This is a genomic window from Streptomyces sp. NBC_00162 (genome assembly GCF_024611995.1).
In the GTDB taxonomy this organism is placed as follows: Bacteria; Actinomycetota; Actinomycetes; order Streptomycetales; family Streptomycetaceae; genus Streptomyces.
On record NZ_CP102509.1, the window covers coordinates 7272663 to 7293132 of the forward strand.

Here is a 20470-nt window from a genome sequence, read left to right on the forward strand (position 1 = left end):
GTCGGGTCAGGCATCGAACCGGAAGCCGCCGAAGGCCCGGTGCTCCGGCGCCGCTTCGGGTTCGGGCTCCGCGGGGTCCCGCAGGAGGCGGGCCACTTCGTCTTCGAGCCGCAGGGCCATCCGCTCGGCGGTGTCCGCGGCGTAGCGCTCGGTGTCGTACTGGAGCCACAGCCGCATGCCGTCCGCGTGTTCCACGAACTGGAAGGACAGCTCGAACATGCCGACGCGCTGGGGTATCGGCCCGCCGCGCAGGGCGATCCCGTCCGGCGGACACGGTCCCGTGTCGATGCGGGGATACAGGGCCACCCACACGTCGAAGAACGGCGGCCGTCCGGGGGACCGCGGTGGAGCGAGCGCCGCCACGAGCGTGTCGAAGGCCACCTCGCTGTGGTCCACCGCGTCCACCGTGCGCTGCGCGACCTGCTGGACGAGGTCGTCCGCGGAAATCCCGTCCCGGACTTCGAGCCGCAGCGGGACGGTCGCGACGTGGAAGCCGATCGCGTCGTTCGCACCGAGTCGGGCCCGCCGGTCCACGGGGGTGCCCAGGCAGATGTCGGTGCTGCCCGTGATCCCCGCCAAGGTACGGGCGACGGCGGCGGCCAGCGGTACGAACGAGCCCGCGTGGTGACGCCTGCCCAGGTGCGTCAGCTGTCGCAGCACGTCCGGGCCGATCTCCCGCACGGCGATGCCGGTGGCGCTGCCTGCCCGCTGCGTCCGCGGACCGCGCACCGGGAGGGGCAGCGGCGCCGGAGGGGGGAGTAGCACGCCACGCCAGTGGTCGAGCGCGGCCTCCTGATCGGTCGGGCGGTGAGCGGGCCGGTCCTCGGGCGGCCCGACGGCAGCCGGGTCCGCGTAGGCGGCCACGAGTTGCGTGGCGAGGACCTCCAGGCTGCGTCCGTCGCACACGAGGTGGTCCGCGAGCAGCAGGAGCGACCACCGGGCGTCGGCGCGCAGGAACAGGGTGGTCCGGGTGAGCGGACCGGCCGACGGGTCGAACGGCACTGCGAGGCGCTCGTCCACCAAGGAGTCGAACCGGGTCCCGGCCGGGTCGTCCCCGCGCAGGTCGATGACCTCCAGCGGCGGCAGGTCGGCGGTGACCAGCGCCCGCGGTTCGCCCTGGGCCTCGACGAAGACGGTGCGCAGCGCCGGGTGGCGCCGGCCCAGGCCGGCCCACGCCGCCGCCAGCCTGTCGATGTCCACGGCACCCTCGCCGTCCAGCAGACAGGGCACCGTGTAGGCCCCGGAGTCGCCGTCCCCGCGCTGCCGTTCGAGCCACAGCCAGCGCGTGGCTTCGGCGACTTCGGTTCCGGGCAGCGCGGTGGCGGGCTGTGGGCGCGAGGCGGAGGCGGACGGCTCGGCGGGTTCCACGGCTCCGGGGGCGAGTTCGGCCAGCCGGGCCGCGAGCAGTGCGGGCGAGGCGGCGTCGAAGATGTCCCGTACGCGGACCCGCACGCCGAAGGCCACTTCCACGGCCACGGCGAGGTCCAGCGCGGACAGGCTGTGTCCGCCGGCGACGAAGAAGTCGGTGTCCGCAGTGACGTCGTCCACTTCGAGTGTCGTGGCGAACAGCTCGCACAGCCGCTGGGTCAGGTCGGGTCCGGTCATGGCCGGGTCGTCCGTGTGCCTGAGGGCGGTGTCAGAAGTCATAGTGTGTGTCGCTCCAAACAGGGCCGGGTGCGGACGGCTCGGGGGTCGGGGGCACGGTCGGTGACGGGAGCCCGGGGGGCGGTACGGGCCGGCCGGTGGCCAGGGTGTGCAGCACCGCGGCGACATGATCGGCGTAGGCGCCGGCCTCCGCCTCCTCGAGCAGGTTGTCGTCGTAGGTGAGGTCGAGGTGCAGGGTGTCGCCCTTGATGCGTGCGTACAGCCAGAGGTCACTGGTCGCGGGCAGGTCGTTCGCCGGCAGGTCCTCGACCACGTGGCTCTCGGGGCCCAGGCCCGCGTTCTCCCAGCTCACGCCCAGGTCGAGCAGCAGGCTGCGGCCGGGTGCCGCGCGCAGCGCCAGCCGCTGGGCGAGCACGTCGAAGGGCAGCCGGGAGTGTTCGTAGGCCTCGAGGATCCCGATCTGGACCCGGGGCAGCAACTCGCGTCCGGTCACCGCGTCGTCCAGCGTGACCCGTAGGGGCACCGCGTTGGCCAGGTAGCCGATCAGGGCGTCTGCCTCGGGCCGGTGGCGGAGTCCCGCGGCGAAACCGACGACGAGGTCGGTGGCCCGGGTGTGCTGGTGCACGGTGAGGGCGAACGCGGTGACCACCTGCGCGAACGGGGTCGCGGGGGCGCCGTTGAGTACGTCTGCGGGCAGGGACCGGTGAACCTGTCCGGTCCGGCCCCGGCGGCTGCGGCGGCGGGCCGGGTCCACGGGATCGGGCCCTTCCGCGACGCCGCTCAGCCGCTCCCGCCAGAACTCCAGCTGGCGCTCCGCCTCGGGACCGGCCAGCCACTCCTGCTCCTCGCGGACCCACTCCTGGTAGCTGTAGGGGAGTCGGGGGAGTCGCGGCGGTTCGCCCGCGACGGCCTGCTCGTACGCGGTGAACAGGTCGCTCAGCAGCACGTCGACGCTCGCGCCGTCGTAGATCAGGTGGTGTGCGGTGACAGTGAGCAGATCACCGCCGACGGGCCCCGCGAGCAGCCGCACCTCGAACAGCGGCGCCTTGTCGAGGGCGAAGCCGACCCGCCGGGCGTCTTGCAGTGCGGCCGCGACTTCCGGCCCGGAGGGGTCCGCGCCGGGCAGATCCACCACGACCAGCGGTGCGCCGTACGGCAGCCGGTCCAGCACGGTCAGCTCCGCGTCCGTTCCCCGGGGCAGGACCTGCGCGCGCAGCATGTCCTGGCGCTCGACCACGGCATCGAGGGCGCTGCGGAGTGCGCCGGCATCGATCCGGCGGCCCAGCCGTACGAGGTCGGAGATGATGAAGGTGTCCGAGCCCGCCCACCGTGAGGTCAGCCAGACGCGGCGCTGTGCCCGGGACAGCGGCAGGAACCCGCCCTCCGAGGACGGCCCCGCGACCGGGCCCCGCTCCGCTGCGGGGTTCGCCGACTGCCCTTCCAGTGCCGCGGTGAGTGTGGCCACGGTCTGGAAGGTGAAGACGGTGCGCACCTTGACGTGCAGGGCGTGCGCGATGCGCGCGGCGGTCAGACTGTGGCCGCCCAGCTCGAACAGGTTTGCGTCCGGGTCCGTGACGGGACGCTCCAGAATCTGCGCCCACACGTCGGCCACGTGCTGCTCGGCCGGGGTGAACGGCCGGGCGGCAGCGGGGGATTCCGCGGCGGCCAGGGCCTCGTCCGGCGCGGGCAGCGCCCGGCGGTCGAGTTTGCCGCCCGCGGCCACCGGGAGGGCGGGCAGGTACACGAAGGCGGCGGGCATCATGTAGGCGGGCAGCCGTTCCGCGAGGTGCCGGCGGAGCGCCGCCGAGTCCGCCTCACCGACCACGTAGGCGACCAGCCGTGGTTCGGCGCCGGTGGTCGGGAGCACGGCTGCGTTGCGCAGACCGGGGGCTTCGGCGAGGACCGCGGCCACCTCGTTCGGCTCGACCCGGTTGCCCCGGATCTTGAGCTGGTCGTCGGCCCGGCCCAGGTACTCCAGGCGTCCGTCGGGCAGCCGTCGGGCCAGGTCGCCGGTGCGGTACATGCGCTCTCCCGGGCGTACCCGGCTGGTCACGAAGCGGGCGGAGGTCAGCTCGGGGTCGCCGAGGTAGCCGCGGGCCAGGCCCGCTCCGCCGATGCACAGTTCGCCCGGAGCGCCCAGCGGCACCAGCCGGCCCCGCTCGTCGAGCAGGTCCACCCACTTGCCGGGCAGCGGGCGGCCGATCGAGGCGTCACCGGAAGCCGTCCCGGACCGGGTATCCGGCGTGCCGGGGGCCCCTGTCACGTCCACCGGCTCCACCGTGGTCACCACACTGTCCTCGGCCGGGCCGTACTCGTTGAACAGCAGTACGCCGGGGAGGAGTTCGGCATGCCGGGCGGCGAGCGCCCGGGTGACCCGCTCCCCGCCGAGCACGACCTCGCGCACCTCGCGGAACGCCGGGCCGACCTCGTCGAGCAGCATCTGGTAGAGACTCGGCACGAGCAGCACATGGCGGATCGGGTGCTGCCGCACGACCGCGGCCACATCCTCCGGCGTGAGCAGCTGCTCCCGGGTGACGATCACCATGGGTGCGCCCGAACCGAGCGCGCTGAACACGTCGGCGATGCCGGCGTCGGCGTGGATCGGATCGACCTGGAGGACCGCCCCACCGGCATCGAGGCCGTAGTGGTCGATGCGGAAGCGGACGGAGTTGACTATCCCGCGGTGCTCCACCATGACGCCCTTGGGTGTTCCGGTGGAGCCGGAGGTGTACACCACGTACGCGAGGTCGGCGGGGTGGAGCGGTCGTGGCTCGTCCCGGACCGCGGCGGCCTCGGGCGCGTCGCCGACGGTCACCGTGGGCAGGCCCTCGGCGGCCGTGGTCCGCGTGAAGTCCGCCGACGTGACGGCGGCGACCGCCCCGCTGTCGCGGAGCACCCGCGCCAGCCGGGCCGGCGACTGCTGCGGATCGAGGGGAAGGAACGCCGAACCGGTCTTGAGTACGGCGAGCAACGCGACCGGCATCCACTCGGAACGCTCGCACAGCACCGCGACCACGCGGTCGGGGCCGGTCGGCGCCACCGCCGCGATCCGGGCGGCCAGGGCATCGGCCCGGCGGTCCAGTTCGCGGTAGGTCAGGACACGGTCGCCGCAGACGACCGCCCGGCCCTCGGGCGCGCGCCGCACCTGGGCGAGTACGAGGTCGAGGAGCGTGCCCGCGGAGCCTTCGGCAGAGGCGCTCTCCCCGGTACCGGCCGCTATGAGCGCGGCCCGCTGTGCGTCGGGCAGCAGGGGGGCCGTGCCGACGGGGGCCTCGGGGGCGTCCGCCAGCGCGGTCAGGAGGCGGTCCAGCTGGCCGGCGAGCCGGTGCGCGGTCCCCGCGTCCAGTACGTCCTCGCGGTAGGTGACAGCCACCTCGATCGGACGGTCCGGGCCGGGTTCGCTGAAGGCGAAGGAGAGGTCGAACCCTTCCGCGCCGCTGTCCAGCCGGATGTGTTCGACCGCCGGGCCCTCCTCGGTGCCCAGCGGGTCCGTACCGGAGACGGAGGCCTCGACCAGCACGTCGAAGAGCGGATTGCGTCCCGTGATCCGTTCGCGCCCCATCGCCTCCACGAGGTTCTCGAACGGGTACTCCTCGTGGGCGCGGACCTCCTGCGCGTGCGCCGCCACCGCGGCGACCACATCGGTGAAACCGAGCTCCGGCGCGATCGCGGTGCGCAGCGCCACGGTGTTGACGAACAGCCCCACCGAGTCGGCCAGTTCGGGACGGTCACGGCCCGAGACGACCGTGCCCAGCACGATGTCGCCGGCCCCGCTCCAGCGCAGCAGAAGGACACGGACGGCGGCCACCATCGCCGTGAACGAGGTGGTGCCGAGCCGCCGGCACAGGTCCTGCACGGACCGGGTCGTGCCTTCGCCGAGCGTCAGCCGGACCGTGCCCGCCGCCGAACTGCGCTCCGTCGGCCGGTGACGGTCGAGCGGCAGGTCCACGCTCGGCGCGCCGTCCAGGGTGCGCCGCCAGAACGCGCTGCTCTGCGCGTCGTCCCCGCGGGCGTGCTCACCGAGCGCGTACGCACCGTACTGAGTGGGCTCCGGTACCTGCTGCCTGCCGTTCAGGAACCGCTGGAGGTCGCGCAGGATCACCGCGAACGACCAGCCGTCGCAGACGCTGTGATGAACGGACAGCAGGAGCGTGCCGCCGGGGCGCCCGTCCTCGACGATCCAGTGGGCACGCAGCAGGGGACCCTCGGCCGGGTCGAACACGTGGCGCTGCTCCGCATCGGCGATGCGCCGCAGCAGACCGGCGGCGCCCTCGGCGCCCGCCCGGTGGACCCGCAGCCCGGGCCGGGCCCGCTCGGGAGCCAGCACGATCTGGCGCAGGCCGTCGGGGTCGGCGTGGAACACGGTGCGCAGGGCCTGGTGCCTGCGGACCGTCCGCTCCAGCGCTTGCGCCACGTCGGCCGCCTCGTGGGCGCCGGGCAGCCGGAAGGCCTCCACCATGTTGTACGGGCGCACTTCCCCGCCCTCGTACTGTTCGAGGAACCACATCCGGCGCTGGGCGTTGCTCGCGGGGACGGGGTCCGGGGCATCGGGCCACGGCGTCCGGGGGGCGGCGTCCGCAGATCCGTCGGCCGCGGCGCGGCGCAGCAGCGCGCCGAGCCCTTCGGGAGTGCGGGCGGTGAACACGTCGCGGACGGTGATCACGCCGCCGCCGGCAGCCGCGCCGAGCCGGCCCGCGAGGACGGCGGCGGTGAGGCTGTGGCCGCCCGCCGCGAAGAGGTCCTCGTCCCCGGCGCGCGGCGCGGCGCCGAGCACGTCGGCCCAGATCCGGGCGGCGGTGCGGTCGGCTTCGTCGGCAGACTGCCAGACCTGCCCGTCCAGGCTCGCCACATGGGCCAGGATGGCCACGCGGTCGATCTTGCCGTGCAGGGTGACGGGCAGCTCGTCGAGTCGCAGGATGCGGCCCGGGACCATGTAGCCGGGCAGGCGCAGCTCCAGCCGGCGGCGTACGTCGGCCGGTTCGAGACCCTGGTCCGAGGTGTAGACGGCCACGACTGCCGGCGGTCCCGCGGGGGCGGTGAAGGGGAGGACCGTGGCGGCGACGATGCCCGGGACGGCGCTGAGGGACGCCTCCACCTCGCCGAGCTCGACCCGGTTGCCGTGGATCTGGATCTGGTTGTCCCGGCGGCCCAGGAAGACCAGCTCGCCCCGGCGGTTCCAGCGGCCGAAGTCGCCGGTCCGGAACACCCGGACGCCGGGATGCGCGGGGAGCTCGCAGAAGCGCCCCGGGCCGGTCGGTTCGTCATCGGCGTAGCCACGGGCCACGCCGGGGCCGAGCACGTGGATCTCGCCGGGGATGCCGGGCGGCGCGTGGTCCCCGTGCGGGGTGAGCACCAGCACGCCGAAGCCCTCGGTGGGCCTGCCGACCGGGACGGCGGTCAACTCGGGGAAGGCCGATCCGGGGCAGGTGAAGGTGGTCGCCTCGATGGTGGCCTCGGTGGGCCCGTACAGGTTGCCGAAGGTGCCCACGCGCAGTCGGTCCGCCAGCCGGGGCAGGAGCCCCGCCGGGATCTCGTCGCCGCCCAGCAGGCAGATGCGGACTTCTTCGGCGGCTCCGGCGGGCAGCCCTTCGGCCATCACGGCGAGCAGGGAGGGAACACAGTTGATGACGTTCACGCGCAGGCGTCGCGTCGCCGCCCAGAACTCCGGGGGCGAGAGCGTCTGGGGTGAGTCCATGACCACCACGCAGCCGCCCGCGGCGAGCGTCGTGAAGATCTGGTACGTCAGGGCGTCGGAGGTCACCGCCGACAGCAGGGCGCACCGGCTCTCCTCGTCGAAACCGAGGAGCCGCCCCGAGGCGAGGGTCTTGTGGGCGAGCTGACGGTGGGTGAGCGCCACCGGGCGGGGGAGGCCGGTCGATCCGGAGGTGAAGAAGAGGATGGCTTCGTCTTCGGGATCCGGTCCGGCCGCCGCACCCGGGCCGTCGGCGGTGGCCAGGGCCTGCGGGGACACCACCGGGAGGTCCGTTTGTCCGGGCAGTTCGTCCTCTGCGGAGATGACGCAGACGGCCCCGCTCAGGCGCAGCTGACGGGCGACCCTCGCCGGCGGGTGCGAGGGGTCGAGGGGAACCATCGAGGCGCCCGCCCGCAGTACCGCCAGCACCGCCAGCACGAGTTCGGGGCTCTTGGGCAGCAGCAGCGCGACCCGGTCGCCCGGCTTCACACCGTGGTCGAGGGTGAGCGACCGCGCGGCGCGCGACGAGCGCAGCGCCAGGTCCCGGTGGCTCCACACCACGGTGCCGTCGGACACCGCCTCGCGGTCCGGGAAGCGGTCCGCGGAGTCGTCGACGATGCCGGTGAGGGTCGCGTCGGCGAAGTCCGCCACGACCGGCAGGCCCGACCACCGCTCCAGTTCGGCGCGCTGTGCGGGACCGAGGACGTCCAGCTCCGTGACCGGCCGCCGAGGTGAGCGGCCGAGTTCCTCGAGGGCGGCCGCCGTGCAGCGAAGAAGGGCTGCCGCGGCCACCGGAAGCTCGCCGTCCGCCTCGGCGGTCAGGGTCAGCCGACCGCCTGCCCGACGCAGGGTCAGGCACAGGCCGACAGGCTCCAGCAGCTTGCCGCCCGCCTCCTCGCACACGACGCCGAGCCGGCCGAGAGCACGGCCCACGGGCACACCGGCGAGCGCCAGTCGGGAGGCGACCGCCTCCCGGTCGGGCCAGGCGAGGGGCAGGGCGGACTCGAGTTCGGTGTGCAGCGCCATCAGGAAGGCCGAGGCCGGTGCCGCGCGGTCGAGGGGAGCGCAGAGCGCGAGCTCGCGTGGCACCGCGTCCGCGCCGGTCCCCGTGCCCGCCCCGGGCGACGGGGTGGGCACGGGCACCAGGACCACATGCCGGGGTTCCCCGTCGAGGGCGGCCAGCGCGAGCCGGGTGGCCGCGACGGTCAGGAGCAGGAGGCCGGTCGCGTCGCCTCCCGACAGGGCGTCCAGCCGCTCGGTCACCGCGGGTTCCAGGACGCATTCCGGTGTGGCTCCGTCCGGGGACACGACATCCAGGAACGGAACTCCGCGGCCGGCCGCCAACCGGGCGAGCCAGGATTCACTCAGGGCATTGTCACTCAGCATTTTGTACGCTCACCCAATACCTTCGATGGTTCTGAAGAACTTGACGGCACCTTAAGATCCTGCGCAAGGGAAATGAGTCTTGTCAATCATGAATCCGATGCCTACAGTCGACCATTGCCCTCACTTCCTCCGGTCGTTATGATTGCCGATCATCGACGTCCGGCACCACGATCCACCCACCAACCGACGGGATCTCGCATGCTCAAATCGCAAAGGCTCGCCACGCTTCCGATCGATTCCTACGACCTTTCCGAAGACCTTTCGGTCATCGATTCAAACGATGCCGGAGGTGAGTACGACGCATTCTCCTTCGGCTACTGGTCCGCGCATGTCCTCGCGAACTCCGGAGGAAGCGGCAAGGACACGGCCTTCCGGCCCTACGAGGGCCAGCTCACCCTTACTGAGCTGGGCAAGAAGCTCCCCGGGATCATGTCGCTCGTCACCGACAACTTCCCCCTCGAGAGGCTGCAGTGGGTACGTGTATTCGGCCTCAGTGACGGAATTCTCGCGCCGCATGTCGATTTTCTAGAATTCTCCGAGCCGGGTACGAGGCTTCAGATACCCCTGCGCACGGACGAGGACTCCCTGCATTCCGAGAACGACATCGTCTATCACCTCCGGCGTGGCGAGGTCTGGAAAATCCACACCACAGTTCCGCATTCGGCCCGGAGCGTTTCACCGCTCGCCAGGCTGTCTCTGTGCCTTGATTTCTCGGATGCCGAAGCCCCCATTGAAATCAAGAACGCCATCCCGTCCGAGCTGCCGGTCCGCATCATTTCGCGTCCTCCGGTCTCGGACGCCGACGTGGCGGAGCTGCTGTCCTCCGCGGCCGATATGAACGCCACCAACCTGCGCGCCTCCTTCCGGAAATTCGCCGCGGTCCCCTTCACGCGCCAGGCCGATGCGACGGCGGCGTTCGACTGGTTCATCGAAGCCGCCGTGCGCACCGGGGACGACGCACTGGTCCGGAAGGCCGAGGCGTTCCGGACGTACTGCATCGAGAAGCGCGGCTACCGCGAGGACTTCGACTGGTGAGGCACCAGGGACAGGGGCTGCGCCCCGTGGCCGGGCAGGGCCTTGCGGTCGAGCTTGCCGTTGGGTGAGACGGGCAGGCCGTCCACCAGCCACCAGCGCACCGGCACCATGTAGTCGGGCAAGGCCGCGAGCAGCGCCCGGCGCAGTTCCGGGGCCGGCGGCGGATCACCGGTGAGAGCAGCGTGCAGCTCCACCGCCCCGTCGGCCCGCACCACCGCGAACGCCGCGGCGTCCTTGACCCCGGCGAAGTCCGCGAGGCGCGCCTCCACCTCCCGGGGTTCCACGGCATTGCCTCGGATCTTGATCAGGTCGTCGATCCGGCCCAGCAACTGGAGCGTCTGGTCGGCCCGCCACACCCCCCGGTCCCGGGTGCGGTACAGCCGCTCGCCCGGACGGAACGGATCGGGCACGAACGCGGTGCGGCTCAGCTCGGGATCGGTGTACCCCAGGGCCACCCCCGCACCGCCGATGTACACCTCCCCGACCTCCCCGTCGGGCACCGGCACGCCGTCCTCGTCCAGCACGTAGACGTAGGTGTTCCACACCAGTGACCCGACCGGCGGCCTCGGCTCGAGATTGCCGGCAACCCCGCTCATCGAGTGGCTGGCCACCATGTGGTTCTCGGCCGGCCCGTAGTGGTTGTGCAGGGTGATCTCCGGCCGGCGCGTCAGCAGTCCCTCCAGAGCCTCCGTGACCCGGACCGTCTCGCCCGCGCTGATGATGTGGCGCAGGTCCGCGGCGTGCTCGAAGTTGGTCGGCAGCGTCATGACCACGTCGATGAGCGACTGCGGGAAGTCGACGACCTCGATGCGTTCGTCGATGACGAAGTCGATCAGATCCCGTGGATCGCGCCGCACATGGGGCTCGGGCACGTGCAGGCACCCGCCCGAGGCGAGCGTGTAGAACATCTCCTGGACCGACACGTCGAAGGTCAGCGGTGCCACCTGGAGAACCCGCCGTCCGCGCCCGAGCCCGGAGCCGTCCACCTGCCAGGAGATGAAGTTGGCCAGGCAGCGGTGGGTCTGGACGATGCCCTTGGGCTTGCCGGTGGATCCGGAGGAGAAGATGACGTACGCGGGATCCCCCGGCGCCGGCGCCCGGCGGACCGCCGCCGCCGCGCTGCCCGCCGGATCCGGTGCCACCAGACCCGCCAGACCGGTCGCCCGCAACCCCGGGGCGCCGGTGTCCAGCGCCCCCGGATCGGCCATGACCAGCAGCTCCGCGCTGCTCGCCCGCAGAATCTGCTCGATGCGCTCGGGCGGGTACGTCGTGTCCACCGGCAGATAGGCGGCCCCGGCCCGCAGCGTGCCCAGGACCGCCGCGGTGAACTCGGCGCCCGCCCGCGCGGCGATGAGCACCGTGTCACCGCGCCCGATGCCGAAATCACTCCCGAGCCGGCCCGCGACGGTGTCCGCGAGACGGTCGAGTTCCGCGTACGTGACCTCCCGGCCCGGCTCGCGCACCGCGGGTGCCCCCGGGTGCGCGGCCACCTCGCGGTCGATCAGCTCCAGGACCGAGGAGACACCGGTGTCCACCACCGGCCCGGCGTGCCCCGGGAGAGGGGTCGCCGCGGTCATCGCCGTGCCCCCGGCTGTCCCTCCCAGGACCGGGTGACCGGCTCCGGCAGGAACGAGTAGGGGTCCTGCGGGTCGTCGGCGGTCGCCTCGACGGCGATGTGGTGACCGACGCCGAGGTCTCGTGCGAGCTCCTCGAACACCTCGACCATGACGAGGTCCTGGAGCGCCAGGCCCGTCGAGTCGTACACGGTGGTGACCGGGGACAGCCTCCGGTGCGCCTCCGGGTCCAGGAGGATCTCGGCGAGCGAGGGCCCGATCTCCTCGGGAGCGAGCTGCTGGCAGTCGCCCTCGGCTCGCGCCTGCGCCACGTGGTCGGGGACGACGACCGCGTTGCGCAGCAGTTCCAGCGGCAGCTCGGTCTTTCCGGGCATGTCGGAGCCGATGGTGTTGATGTGCACCCAGGGCTTGAGGCTGGTTCCCCGGATGACCGGGCCCGCGTACGGCGCGACCGAGGTGGCGGTGCACAGCACGTCGGCCCGCTCCTCCACCTCCGCCAGCGGAGCGATCCGTACGGCCCCGGCAGGCAGCCGGGACCTGGCCGCGAAGGAGTTCTCCGCCCGTACGTCCTCGTCGCACACCAGGATCTCGGAGAACGAGAAGACCCGGGACAGGGCGTGCAGTTGTGTCACGGCCTGCGCGCCGCAGCCCACGAGACCGAGGACCGCGGAGTCCGGACGCGCCAGCACCCGGCTGGCCAGCGCGGACGCCGCACCCGTACGGATGGCGGTGGCGAAGGTCCCGTCGATGACCGTCCGCAGGTGGCCGCTGTCCGCATCGAAGGCGCACAAGGTGGACAGAATGGTGGGCAGCTGGTTCTTGGTCGGATTGTGCGGGTTGTAGCCGACCATCTTCATGGACACCGTGGCGCCGTGCCGGAGCGCGGGCATCCACTCCAGCAGACCCAGATGGGGTGTCTCGATGAGGAATCCGTCCCGCTGCTTCATCTCCACCGGTGCGTCGCGGCCGGTGGCGAGAACGGTTTCCAGTCGGGCGATCGTCAGATCGTAGAGTTGCCCGAGTCCCACCTTCGAGACGATGGTGGCGATGGCTTCGGCGTCGACTATGCGGGTGCGCTCGGCTTGCAAGGGTCTCTCCTGGCGCTCAGTGTGCGGGCTGGTCCGAAGAAGGCGTAGGAACAGAGGATTTTGAAGAGGCCGGGCCGCGCCCGTGCCAGGACTCCCACAGCCCGGCGTACGCGCCCCCCGCCGAGACGAGCTCGTCATGAGCTCCCTGCTCGGTGATGCGGCCGGCCTCCATCACGACCACACGGTCCGCGTCATGAGAGGTGTGCAGCCGGTGGGCGATGGCGATGACGGTGCGCCCGCGCAGCACGCCTGCGAGCGAACGCTCGAGGTCGCGGGCGGCCCGCGGGTCGAGCAGCGAGGTGGCCTCGTCGAGCACCAGGGTGTGCGGATCGGCCAGGACGAGCCGGGCCAGGGCCAGTTGCTGTGCCTGGCCGGGCGACACGGGGTTCTCGTCGGTGCCCAGCTCCGTGTCGAGGCCGCTGGGAAGGGCCTGGACCCAGTCCTCGGCGGCCACGGCCGCCAGGGCCGCCGTCACCTGTTCGTCCGTGGCGTCCGGCGCGGCCAGTGCGACGTTCTCGCGCACGGTTCCGAGGAACACGTGGTGTTCCTGGGTGACCAGTGCGACGTGGCGGCGCAGTTCTTCCAACGGCAGTTCGTGGACCGGCACTCCGCCCAGCGTGACCGATCCGGTACGCGGCTCGTGGATCCCGGCGAGGATGCGGCCGAGGGTCGACTTCCCGGCCCCCGAAGGGCCGACGATGGCGATGCGCTCACCGGATCCGACGCTGAGACTGACGTCCTCGATCACGTCGTGACCGGCCCGGTAGGCGTAGGCGATGCCTTCCGCGGCCAGCCGGTCGCCTTCGGGCCGCCGGCCGGAGTCGCTCGCCGGGCCGGCGTCGGCCTCGATGCCGATCAGGCGGGCCAGCGAGGCATCACCGACCTGCAACTCTTCGAGCCAGCCGAGGAGTTCGTCCAGCGGGTCGATCACGGCCCGGGTGTAGAGGGTCGCGGCGGTCACCTCGGCGAGGCTCACCCAGCCCTCGATGTAGAAGAAGCCGCCGAACAGCAGAGTGGCGGCTACCGGCAGCACGTAGCCGAAGTCCATCAGCGGGAACCAGACGCTGCGCAGGAACAGCGTGCGCCGCTCCGCGCCGTTCGCCCGCTCGACGTCCTCGTCCGTGCGGCGGATGCGCGGGCCGGACCGGTGCAGCGACTCCACGGTGCGGGCGCCGGTCACCGTCTCCGAGAGGCCCTGGGAGAGGTCGGAATAGCCGGCCGCCTCGGCCAGGTAGGCCTCCCGGGCACGTGCCAGGTACCAGCGGGTCGACCAGACGATGAGCGGGACGGCGACGAGGCACGGCAGGACCATGATCGGGCTGGTGACGACCAGCGCCACCAGTGTCAGTCCCACCGAGAGGCTCGCCACCAGGATCGACGGCGCCCCCATGCGTACGGCGCTGGACAGCGCATCCACGTCGCGGGTGCTGCGGGTCAGCAGATCGCCGGCCCCGGCCTTCTCCACCGTGTGCAGGGGCAGGGTCAGGACCCGCCGTACGAACCCCTCGCGGATGTCGGCCAGGACCAGCTCACCGAGCCGGGCCCCCTGGAGGCGGGCAGTGCGGGTGAACGCGGCCTGGAGCAGGAGGAGTCCGGCGATCGTCAGCACGGTGATGTCCACCTGGTCGGTGGTGATGCCCTTCTCCACCTGCCCGACCAGACGGCCCAGCAGGGCGGGCACGACCAGACCGCAGACCGTGGCGAGGACGAACCAGAGCACGGTGCGGCTCAGCAGGCCGGTATGGCTGCGCACCAGGCCCCGTACGTGACGGCGGACCGTCTTCGCGTCGGCTACCGGAAGACTCACTGGGCACTCCTCTGAGAGCGGCTGTCGGAAGGACGGGGGACGGTGACGGTCACGTCTCCTCCCGCATGACAACGGCGGCGTACTGGGACGCACCGGTGGCGAGTTCACGGTGCGTACCGGTCACGACGACCTTGCCGTCCTCCACGTAGGCGACCTCGTCGGCCTGGTCGAGCAACAGCGGGCTGTTGCTCACGACCACGGTGGTGCGCTCCGCCCTGGACCTGTGGAGCCGTTCGGCGATCACCGATTCGGTGTGCGCGTCCACGGCGCTGGTCGGATCCACCAGGACCAGGACCTGGGGCTGCGCTGCCAGCGCGCGCGCCAGCCGCAGCCGCTGCTGCTGACCGCCCGAGAAGGCGGAGCCCCCTTCGGTGACGACGGTGTCCAGACCGTCCGGCAGGGCCTCGACGATGTCTTCCGCGTTGGCGTCGTGCAGGGCCTGGGCCCGCACCTGCTCCGAACGTCCGCCCAGATCCTCGGCCAGGACACCGGAGAAGAGGGTGTCGTCGTTGCGGGCCACCAGGACGAGGTCGCGCACCTGCTCCAGCGGCAGCGAGTCCAGGGGTACGCCGCCGACGGTCACCTGACCCGGGGCGTAGCGCCCGAGCCGTTCGGCGATCTCGGCGCCCTCCTCCGGAGTGGAGGCGGCGATCGCGGTCATCAGCCCCGGCCGGACCCGCAGCCCCGAGTCCGCGTCGTACAGGTCGGGCGCCTCGGAGAGGTCGGCCCGTGCGGCGTCGGAGCCGGCGTCGGGCTCGAGGGCCAGTACCCGCACGACGCGCTGCGCCGCCACATCGGCGCCGACGAACGACTGCACCGCAGAAGTCGCCGTACGCATCGGCAGCATGAGGAACGCGGCGTATCCGTAGGCCGCGACGAGTTCACCGGCGGAGAGACCGCCACCGACGGCGAGGCGGGCACCGATCCAGACGACCGCCACCACGAAGATGCCGGGGAGCAGCACCTCGGCGGCGGGCAGCACCGATTCGACCTTCGCCACGTGGACGCCGGCCTGGCGCAGCCGCTGCGAGTCCTTGCGGTAGCGCTCGCCGAAGGCGGCCTCGCCGCCGATGCCGCGCAGCACGCGCAGACCGGACACGATGTCGCCGGCCCGGTTCGTCAAGTCGCCCTGCAGGTCGCGGTAACTGCCGATGCGCTTGTGCAGGGGGCTGAGCAGCGGGCCCGTGCCCGCGAGGAGGACGGGGACGCCGATGAGGACGAGCAGCCCGAGGGTGACCGAGGTGGAGAGCAGCACGATGGCGACGAGCACGACGGTGACCGCGCTGCCGATGCCGCGGGCGACTGCCCCGGGCAGGGCGCCGATGCGGGTGATGTCCGCCGTGCCGATGGCCACGACCTCGCCGGCGGAGATCCGCTTGGGCAGGGTCGCGCCCAGCCGTACCGCCTGCGCGGCCACGAGGCGGAAGGTCAGGTAGTTGGCCTTGAGCCGGCCGATCGTGTCACAGCGGTGGCGCAGGACGCTGCCGGCGGTGGTCACCAGGGCGAGCCCGATGATGACGCCGGTCCAGACCAGCAGCCGGTCGGTGTCCTGCTCCGAGATGGCGTCGATGGCCCGGCCGATGGCGAAGGGGGTCAGGCCCATGCTGGCCATCCACAGGCAGCCCCACAACACCCCGAGGAACAGTGTGCTCGACTGCCTGCCGATCAGCCATCGAAGATAGTGCCGGGGCGATCGGAGGTCCGGATCTCCCAGCTCGGGCAGCGGATCGTTGCTTGGCAATGCGAATCCTTCGGGGTGGTCCCGTCTCGGATGACCGGGGCGGGCGGGGGCTGAGGGGTACTGAGCGGTTGTGCCGTCGGGGACGCTCGGGAGCGTCCCCGGTCAGCTGTGCGGTGGCAGCAGACCGAGGACGAACGCCCTCAGTTCAGCGGTCACGTGGCGTGGGTCGGCGTGGTGGTAGAAGTGGTCTCCGGGGAAGGTCCGCACGGTGTCGGTACCGGCGGACCAGGCACGCCACTTGCGGATGTGTTCGTCCGTCACGCCGGCATCGTCCTGGCCGCGCCATGCACCGACCGGGCAGGGCAGGAGGGTGTCCTCGCCGGGTGGCGTGTAGGAGTCGCAGATGGCGATGTCGCCGCGCAGGGGTCGCGCCACCGCCGTGGCCAGGCGGCTGTTGGCGGCCAAGGCGGCGGGCACGGCGCCGTCCGCGACCAGTTCGGCGACGAGCTCCTGGTCGGTCAGTCGAAGCGAGCCGGAGGGCTCGCCCTGGTCGTCCGGGGCCCGGCAGGCCGAGGCGACGAATCCGCGGGGCCACCGGCCGCGCTCCCGGCCCAGGGCGCGGGCGAGCTCGTACCCCACCAGAGCTCCCATGCTGTGGCCGAACACGAAGTAGGGCAGGTCGAGCCGGGCGGCGAGGGCCGGCGCCAGCTCGTCGAGCACCTCCGCCATGCCGGTCGCGGGCTCCTCGCGCCACCGGCTCTCGCGGCCCGGCAGCTGTACGGCCAGCAGTGCGATGTCCGGGCCGAGCAGTTCCTGCCAGGGGCGGAACTGAAAGGCGCCGGAACCCGCGTGGGGCAGGCACACCAGCAGCGCCTTCGCGGTGTGCGGCGGGTCCCACTCCACGAGGGGCCCCGGCTTCACAGCCGGGCTAAGACGGACACGCGAATGCGACGCTTCTGAATGGAGGCACACTGTTTCCCTTGTCAGTCGAGGGTGGCGTTCAACGGTGGACGCCGTATGAGAAGTTGGGGGAGCGGGCGTCTTGCACTGCCCCTCGAGTGAAACTCGATTCGAAATACACAGGCCCCAGCCTCGTCGCCAACATTCCTATCACGGAATGGACTTGGAATGTCAACAGGTGAATATCGGCCGTCCGTCATCGCAGCCCCCATGGGCTTCCCCATGGGCTCTCCACGCCACCATTTATGATCCCGGTCGAGTCTGCCTAGAGCTCCGCTTCCGATCGGCTGGAAGTGAAATGGAAGAGCCCTCATCGGGCCCTCGAGTTCAGAGAGTTGTGCCGTAGGTCACGTGGTTGAGTCGCATCGGCTCGTGATTCACTGGCCAGGAATTTACGGGTAAGAGGTCGGTCGACCTGGAGCCTTGTCGGCCAGGGTATTTCGACGTAACGAGGCGTACCTCTGGCCGGTCGGCGTGCAAGGAGATCCCGATGCCGCCGAAGCAGGTGTCCAGAACCCCACCCCTGACGGGGGTGCGGGATGAACGCGTGAAGGTTTCGTGGCGATACAGCGCAACGGGGCCGAGGGGGTGTGCATGGCGCAGGAAAAGCGCGGCGTAGCCGTGGTCTCGGGAGCATCATCGGGCTTCGGCAGGAGAATTGCACAGGTCTTGTGCCGGCGGGGCTACTCCGTCGTGGCTCTGGCTCGCAGAGCGGACCGTCTGAAGATCCTGGCGGACGAGGACTCCACAGGAGCGATTCTGCCGGTGGTCGCCGATGTCCGCGACCGAGAAGGGCTGGCCCGGGCCCTCGACGAGCTGCCTCCGGAATTCCGTGACATCTCGGTGCTCGTCAACAACGCCGGCCTCTCACGGGGGTTCGGCCCCCTTCAGTCGGGCAGTGCCGATTCCTGGCGCGAAATGATCGACACGAATATCTCCGGTCTGCTGAACCTCAGCGGCCTGGTGCTTCCCCGGCTCGTTTCCCGCGGGTCCGGGCACGTGGTGAACATCGGCTCGATCGCGGCGAGTTACCCGTACATGGGCGGAAACGTCTATGCCGCCACCAAGGCATTCGTCCACCAGCTGTCGCTGAACATGCGCGTCGACCTCCAGGGAACGGGCGTCAGGGTGAGCTGCGTGGCGCCGGGTATGGCGAAGACCGAGTTCGCCAAGGTCCGCTACGACGGGGACGAGGAGTGCGCCGACGCGCTCTACCGGGACATCGAGCCGCTCACCCCCGACGACGTGGCCGAGGCGGTGGCCTGGTGTCTCTCGCAGCCCGCCCGCGTCAACGTCAACATGATCGAACTCATGCCGGTCGAACAGCACTTCGGGCTCGGCTTCGCCGGTAGCCCGCCCGCCCCGCCGGGTGGTGCGGAGGGTGCGTGAGTCTGTGCTGACCGCCTCCCGGCGTGTGGCCGCGCCGGACGTGCTCGTCGCAAGACCCGCGCGCCCCGAGGACGCGGAGCAGATCGCTCTGCTCTCCGCCCCGTTCGTCGAGCAGGGCCTGCTGGTCGCCCGCCCGCTGGCCGAAATCGCCGCGACATCGCAGGACTTCGTGGTCGCTTGCGAAGGGGACCGGCTGGTCGGCTGCGCCGGGGTGACACCGTCCGGCGGCAGCCTGGTCGTCTACAACCTGTGCATTGCGGTCGACCGGCAGGGCAGCGGAATCGGCCGGCATCTGGTCGGCATTGCCGAGACCACCGCCAGAGAACTGGGCTACAGCTCTTTGCTGGCCCTGACCCGGCACGGCGGGGAATGGTTCGGGAAGCTGGGCTTCAGAGAAGTCCCGGCGAGCGAGACCCGTGACGAATGGCGCACTCTTTTCCGTCCGGGCCGAAAATCCAGCCTCTACCAGTTGAGGCTCACCTCCTAGCAGTCCGGAAACCGAAGCACGCCCATGTGCCGACTCAAGCAGACCAAGGAGTAACCCAGTTGATAATCTGCGGGTTGAAACTCACGCATGATGGTGCCGTCGCCCTGGTCGACGACGACCGTCTCGTGTTCAGTGTTGAGATGGAGAAGCTGGGGAACGGTCTGCGCTACAGCACTGTTGCCGACTTCAGCCTGATCCCCGGAGTCCTCTCCGACTTCGGCTACAAGCCGGAGGACGTCGACCAGTGGGTCGTCGACGGCTGGGACGGAGACGTTTCCGGAACGGTTTCCCTCCTGGACCAGGGGGTGCCCACAGAGATCGTGGTCGGTCCCTACCGGGAGTCGGCTGCGTGCCCGGCGCTCGATTCGCCCAGCGTCTCGGGCACGTTCCCGATGGACGGCAGGACCTATCCGTACACGAGCTTCCCGCACGCGGCGGGACACGTGGCGAGCGCTTACGCATCCAGCCCCTTCGCCCAGCGCGACGAAGGCTCCTTCGTCCTGGTCTGGGACGGCGGACTCTTCCCCCGCCTCTACTGGGCGGACCCGCGCGGCGGCGTGGAGAACCTGGGCGAACTCTTCCCCCTCATCGGCCATGCGTACGCCATCGCGGGACACCACTTCGGGCCCTTCCGCAAAACCGTCCAGTCACCCACGGTCGACGACCTCTCGGTCGCCGGCAAGCTCATGGCGTACATCGCGCTGGGCCGGGTGGACGAGAGCGTCGTCACCGTTCTGCGGGAGGAGTTCCACCGGGTCTTCGAGAGCGATGAGCCGGCTTCCGTGGAGTACCGCGCGACGGTCGGCGGGTACGGCAGTCTCTTCGAGCGGTCCGTGCCTCCCATCCACGAGTTCTTCTCCGCGGTCCGCGCCCGGGTGTCGGAGAACGGGATCAGCGACGAGGACGTCCTGGCGAGCGTGCACGCCTTCTTCGAGGCCCTCCTCGTCGAACGGATCACCGCCAAGGTCCGCGCCGCCAAGGGCGACGGCCCGTGGAACCTGTGCTTCGCCGGCGGCTGCGCGCTCAACATCAAGTGGAACAGTGCCCTGCGCGAGGCGCCGGACTTCCGTGACGTGTGGGTCCCGCCGTTCCCCAACGACTCGGGTTCCGCCATCGGAGCGGCCGTTCTGGGCCGGGCACAGCGCGACGGCCTGGCACCGCTCGCGTGGAACCCCCGCCTGGGCCCGGAGCTGACGCCGTCGGACGAGCTGCCCGCCGGCTGGTCGAAGTCGGCATGCTCTCCGGAGGAACTCGCCGCGATCCTCCACGAGTCCGGAGAGCCCGTGGTGGTCCTGCACGGACGAGCCGAACTCGGCCCTCGCGCACTCGGCGGCCGCAGCATCCTCGCGGCCCCGGTCAGCGCGTCGATGAAGGACGAGCTGAACCGGGTGAAGGACCGCGAACCCTACCGGCCCGTCGCCCCCATCTGTCTCGAGGCCGATGCACCGGAGATCTTCGCTCCCGGCACGCCGGACCCGCACATGCTCTTCGACCACGAGGTACGGGCGGAATGGGTGGACCGGATCCCCGCGGTCATCCACCTGGACGGCACCGCGCGGCTCCAGACGGTCGGCCCGGCGGACGACGACCTGCTCTTCGCCGTACTGTCCGCCTATCAACGGCTCAGCGGTGTCCCCGTGCTGTGCAACACCAGCGCCAACCTCAACGGGCACGGCTTCTTCCCCGACGTGGCCTCCGCGGCCGAGTGGGGCAGGGTCGCCCGGATCTGGAGCGACGGGACGCTGTATCAGCGGACCGACGGCTGA

General features: G+C 71.4%; 11 protein-coding genes. 4 read left to right on the plus strand and 7 right to left on the minus strand.

The features are described from left to right. Positions 1-6 precede the first annotated feature (6 nt). Together JIW86_RS33630 and JIW86_RS33635 are read right to left on the minus strand one after the other, a co-directional pair. Positions 7-1647, minus strand: coding sequence for a condensation domain-containing protein (locus JIW86_RS33630; RefSeq protein WP_257557675.1), 1641 nt, complete (start codon positions 1645-1647; stop codon positions 7-9). Continuing rightward, complete coding sequence (locus JIW86_RS33635) at positions 1637-8683, minus strand: non-ribosomal peptide synthetase (RefSeq protein WP_257557676.1); 7047 nt, start codon at positions 8681-8683, stop codon at positions 1637-1639. The genes JIW86_RS33630 and JIW86_RS33635 overlap by 11 nt, the downstream gene beginning before the upstream one ends. 198 nt (positions 8684-8881) lie before the next feature. Here JIW86_RS33635 and JIW86_RS33640 point away from each other — a divergent pair, with 198 nt between their 5' ends. After that, positions 8882-9718, plus strand: a complete 837-nt coding sequence (locus JIW86_RS33640) for a putative nonproteinogenic amino acid hydroxylase (protein WP_215144868.1) — start codon at positions 8882-8884, stop codon at positions 9716-9718. Here JIW86_RS33640 and JIW86_RS33645 read toward each other — a convergent pair. From JIW86_RS33645 to JIW86_RS33665, 5 genes are all read right to left on the minus strand, one after another. Further along, positions 9694-11295: an amino acid adenylation domain-containing protein gene (locus JIW86_RS33645; RefSeq protein WP_257557678.1), complete on the minus strand. Its 1602-nt coding sequence runs from the start codon at positions 11293-11295 to the stop codon at positions 9694-9696. The two genes, JIW86_RS33640 and JIW86_RS33645, sit on opposite strands and share 25 nt — an antisense overlap. Continuing rightward, complete coding sequence (locus JIW86_RS33650; RefSeq protein ID WP_215144864.1) at positions 11292-12380, minus strand: ornithine cyclodeaminase family protein; 1089 nt, start codon at positions 12378-12380, stop codon at positions 11292-11294. The genes JIW86_RS33645 and JIW86_RS33650 overlap by 4 nt, the downstream gene beginning before the upstream one ends. Before the next feature lie 16 nt (positions 12381-12396). Then, a complete protein-coding gene (locus JIW86_RS33655) occupies positions 12397-14187 on the minus strand; it encodes an ABC transporter ATP-binding protein (RefSeq protein ID WP_257557679.1) in 1791 nt (596 codons plus the stop codon). 49 nt (positions 14188-14236) lie between these two features. Beyond that, positions 14237-15928 (minus strand): ABC transporter transmembrane domain-containing protein, encoded by a 1692-nt coding sequence (locus JIW86_RS33660; protein WP_257557681.1) that lies wholly within the window; start codon positions 15926-15928, stop codon positions 14237-14239. A 102-nt stretch (positions 15929-16030) separates the two neighbouring features. Then, complete coding sequence (locus tag JIW86_RS33665; protein ID WP_257557683.1) at positions 16031-16771, minus strand: thioesterase II family protein; 741 nt, start codon at positions 16769-16771, stop codon at positions 16031-16033. A gap of 651 nt (positions 16772-17422) precedes the next feature. On the opposite strand from JIW86_RS33665, the gene JIW86_RS33670 reads away from it, so the two are divergent. The 3 genes from JIW86_RS33670 (at position 17423) to JIW86_RS33680 (ending at position 20470) form a co-directional block, all read left to right on the plus strand. Then, a complete protein-coding gene (locus JIW86_RS33670) occupies positions 17423-18217 on the plus strand; it encodes an SDR family NAD(P)-dependent oxidoreductase (RefSeq protein ID WP_215144856.1) in 795 nt (264 codons plus the stop codon). Between the two features lie 4 nt (positions 18218-18221). Further along, on the plus strand, positions 18222-18704 hold the full coding sequence (locus JIW86_RS33675; protein ID WP_257557684.1) for a GNAT family N-acetyltransferase: 483 nt from the start codon (positions 18222-18224) through the stop codon (positions 18702-18704). Between the two features lie 74 nt (positions 18705-18778). Continuing rightward, positions 18779-20470 carry a carbamoyltransferase N-terminal domain-containing protein gene (locus JIW86_RS33680; protein WP_257557686.1) on the plus strand — a complete coding sequence of 564 codons (1692 nt, stop codon included), beginning with the start codon at positions 18779-18781 and terminating at the stop codon, positions 20468-20470.